This is a genomic window from Mycobacterium sp. TH-M25, assembly GCF_057473665.1.
Genome location: NZ_JBYCLA010000285.1, coordinates 1 through 3686 on the forward strand (window position 1 = coordinate 1; position 3686 = coordinate 3686).

The following is a 3686-nucleotide window of genomic DNA, read 5'->3' on the forward strand; positions in this document are numbered from 1 at the left end:
AGGCTTCAGCATGACGATTGAGCGCGTCGGGGCCGAATCTGTCGCGCCTGAGTCCATCGTCGCTCCGCCCTTCTGGGCTTTGGCAAAAAGGTAAGACCTAACACTATGATTATATTATTACTCGATACACCTGGATGTACCGGCAGCGGCTATCCCAATCGTGTGCGACGCGTCACCAGACCGGCCAGCCACTAGCCAGGACGTTGCAAATTGTGGCATGGGCGTTCAGAAGACCATTCGCGCGATCAGCTCGGCCACTGCGGCTGGCTTTGGGGAGCGGTCTAATTCCACCGTGTGCTGCACGACGAGGTCAACTGTGACATCGTCCCTCCTGGTCGCGGCGAGAAGCTCGGATCGGACCCGAACGCGGCCGCGCGCCGGAACCGGCGCCAGGAACCGCACTTTGTTCAGTCCGTAGTTGATGCCCATCTTTGCGTTCTCGACGCGGTAGTTGTCCTTGCTCAGGGCTGGAATCAGCGACAACGTGAGAAATCCGTGGGCAATTGTTCCGCCGTAGGGACTTTCGGTGCTCGCGCGGTCAGGATCAACGTGGATCCATTGGTGATCGCCGGTCACCTCCGCAAACGCGTCGATGCGCTGCTGATCGACGTCTGTCCATTCGCTGACGCCGAGCTCCTGGCCTACGGCCCCGATCGCTTCCTCGATGGATGAGATGATCCGCACCGCGATCCTTTCTGGTCAGGCGTCGATCAGGCGTGAAATCAACAGCACTCATCGGTATGTCGGCGCCAGCCGTATGCGGTGTTCGTCAGTCCGTTGACTGCGATGAAGCCGCATCCACCGACGACCAACCCGATGACAGTCAACATCGTCTGATCAAGCACGAGTCCGACTACCGCACAGCAGAACCCGGCAACCGCGATCAATGCAACGATAAAGCTAGCCAGGGGCGCGCCACTGTCGCCCAGCGTCTCCGTCGCTTCTGTCATTGTTGTCTCGCCGCTACACGGAACGGGTGGATTTCGCAGCGGCCGAGGCGGCCTGGCTGCGCTCCCGGGCTGCCGCCCAGTCCTCCTCGGTCAACGCGGTCAGGCCGGCGAACGTGTTTGGCCCGGCCAATCGCTGTCCGCCGTCCATCGCGATAGTCTCCCCCGTCAGATAGTCACAGGCGTCTGAAAACGCAAAAATCGTCAGGTTCCCGAGTTCGTCGATCGTTCCTGAGCGACCCAGTGGTATCTGCTCAGTTTGCGTGGCACCGACAGCACTCTTCTCTGTGGGATTCAGCATTTCCCAGGCGTACTCAGTCGGAATAGGCCCGGGTGCAAGCGCATTGAGGCGAATGTTGTGGCGGCCCCATTCGACCGCCAACGACATCGTCATCGCATGTACCGCAGCCTTTGCCATAGCCGAGGGAACGACGAACGCCGACCCACTCCACACCCAGGTAGTCAAGTTGGACAGCACCGCCCCAGGCAGGCCTTCAGCAATCCAACGCCTGCCAACGGCCAGCGTCGTGTGGAACGAGCCGCTCATCACTGTCGAAATCACCGCCTCATAGGCGCGCGGGCTCAAGCTGGCTGTCGGTGCGATGAAATTCGCTGCCGCGTTGTTCAGCACGCCGGTCAGCGGCCCGTGCCGATCCCAGATTTCGGCGACAGCAGCGACCACCTGGTCAAAGTCGCGAACGTTGACCGGCTGATAATGGGCGCTGCCGGGGTGGCCGGCCGAGATCTCGGCTGCGGCGTCGGCCAGCACCGTCTCTCGTCGACCCCACAGGTGGACCTGCGCACCGTGCGCCACGAGGCGGGCCGCCACTCCACGGCCGAGTCCCGTACCGCCGCCCGTGATCAGAATCCGCTTGCCGGCCAACACGGCCGGATCAAATATTTGCGCCACGAAATCTCAGCTCTTTCGACCATCGCGCCCAGAGACCGAGCGCCTCAGTTGCCGCGGTATTCGGCGAATTCGGGTACCCGCTTCTCGTTGAAAGCGGTAATGCCTTCCTGCGCTTCGGGTGTCTCGCCGAACATCTTCAGCGTCGAGTACGCCATCTGCCCAACGGATGCAAACTGCTCAGTGTCTGTGTTGAACGACTGCTTGAGCACCTTCAAAGCGGTCGGCGACAGCATCAGAATCTCATCGGCCCACGCTCGGACCTCCGCCTTGAGCTCGTCAGCCGGGACTACCTTGTTGACAAGACCCCACTCGGCGGCTTGTTGAGCCGAATACCTGCGGCACAGAAACCAGATCTCGCGGGCGCGCTTTTCGCCCACCACCCGTGCCAAAAAGCCGGTGCCGAATCCTGCGTCGAACGAGCCGACCCTAGGCCCGTTCTGACCGAAGATCGCGGAATCCGCGGCGATGGTCAGGTCGCACAGCACGTGCAACACGTGGCCGCCGCCGATCGCGAATCCGTTGACGGCCGCGATGACAGGTTTGGGCACGTCGCGAATGACCCGGTGCAGCGTATCGACCTCGAACAGGCCGGTCTCGGACGGCCCGTAATCGCCGGTCTCGGCGCGCTGCTTCTGGTCGCCACCGGTACAGAATGCCTTCTCCCCTGCCCCCGTCAGTGCGATCACGCCGACTTGTGAACTCCCCCAAGCCATCTTGAAGGCACGGATCAGTTCATCCAGCGTGCGTGCTCGAAAGGCGTTGTAACGCTCAGGCCGGTTGATCGTGATCCAGGCGAGGCCGTTGTCGACCTCGTAGGTGATGTCGGTGAACTCGGTCATCGGTTGCCTCTCTTCTTTGAAAGCCACGGCACAGCGGGGGCCAAGGTTTTGGTCTTACCATTGTACCAAAACTAGGGTCGTCTCCGGAAATCCGTCCGGCGCCCGACCTAGATCGTCACAAAATTTCGGCGCATCCGCGCCAGTTCGGCGATAGACAACTGCAGGTCATCGAGCTCAGCGACCAGCTTTGCCCGGGCGTCAGTAAGATCGTGGGTCGAATCGACCTTTGAATCGACGAGCCCGCGGTGGCGCGCCATCTTCAGCGCGGTGGCAAACATGTCCCCCGACACCGACTCCTCGGTGATGCGGCGTTGCAGCGACCATTGCTGCGCTAGACGAAGGCATCTCTTGAGGAACTCCCGTTCATTAAGAGCGGATCGTGAACCAAGACACGAAAGTTCTTCCGCGACCACTCGGTAGGCGTCAATGAACGGTCTCAGCACTAAATGCGCTACGAGGAGGTCGCTTTCGTTCAGGCTCCGTGCGGCCTCGTCAGTATTGATCGGCTTGTCCGGGTTGTGACCGTGCCCGGTCATGATGGCGAACTCGTTCCACAGTTCATCGGCGAAGTCCGCCCGCCCAGCGAAGAAGAATTCGAACTTGAGCAGTTCGCGGATTGCCAAGGCCCGCTCCCACCCCGCGCGTTTGGTGGATTGGGGCGCCCGCACAATGCACAGCAAGGCAAGTTCAGCGATCGCTCGCATCACCAGAACGTGAATTGCGCTGTTGCGGTACACCGCGACGATCAAATGCTGGTCTTTACCGATGCCCCAGACGGTGACCGGTCCGTCCGAATAGCAGGTCAGCACACCGGAGCCGACTAAGTCGTGCAACGTCTGCGATACCGTGGCGCGCTCGGTGAGGTCGGCCCCGCCGGCGACAGGCCAGTTTCGGCGGTGGAGGTAGCGAGCCAGTGGCGCCACGGTGGCGCAGACCTCGTCGAGTGTCAGCGCGCGTTCTTCGCCGAGCATCGCGACACATACGGCCGCT

At 61.5% G+C, this 3686-nt stretch carries 4 protein-coding genes; all 4 read right to left on the reverse strand.

Annotation, left to right across the window (positions count from 1 at the left end; all coding sequences use genetic code 11):
* Nucleotides 1–225: 225 nt before the first annotated feature.
* Complete coding sequence (locus AC2VOU_RS09625; protein ID WP_486957165.1) at nt 226–684, reverse strand: MaoC family dehydratase; 459 nt, start codon at nt 682–684, stop codon at nt 226–228.
* Nucleotides 685–963: 279 nt separating this feature from the next.
* Complete coding sequence (locus tag AC2VOU_RS09630) at nt 964–1857, reverse strand: SDR family oxidoreductase (RefSeq protein WP_486957166.1); 894 nt, start codon at nt 1855–1857, stop codon at nt 964–966.
* A gap of 44 nt (nt 1858–1901) precedes the next feature.
* Nucleotides 1902–2696: an enoyl-CoA hydratase-related protein gene (locus AC2VOU_RS09635; RefSeq protein ID WP_486957167.1), complete on the reverse strand. Its 795-nt coding sequence runs from the start codon at nt 2694–2696 to the stop codon at nt 1902–1904.
* 107 nt (nt 2697–2803) lie between these two features.
* A partial coding sequence (locus AC2VOU_RS09640; RefSeq protein WP_486957168.1) for a lysophospholipid acyltransferase family protein occupies nt 2804–3686 on the reverse strand: 883 nt, incomplete at its 5' end.

Coding starts and splice junctions, on each gene's coding strand:
- AC2VOU_RS09635 (WP_486957167.1), bottom strand. CDS start 2,696: ATGACCGAGTTCACCGACATCACCTACGAGGTCGACAACGGCCTCGCC.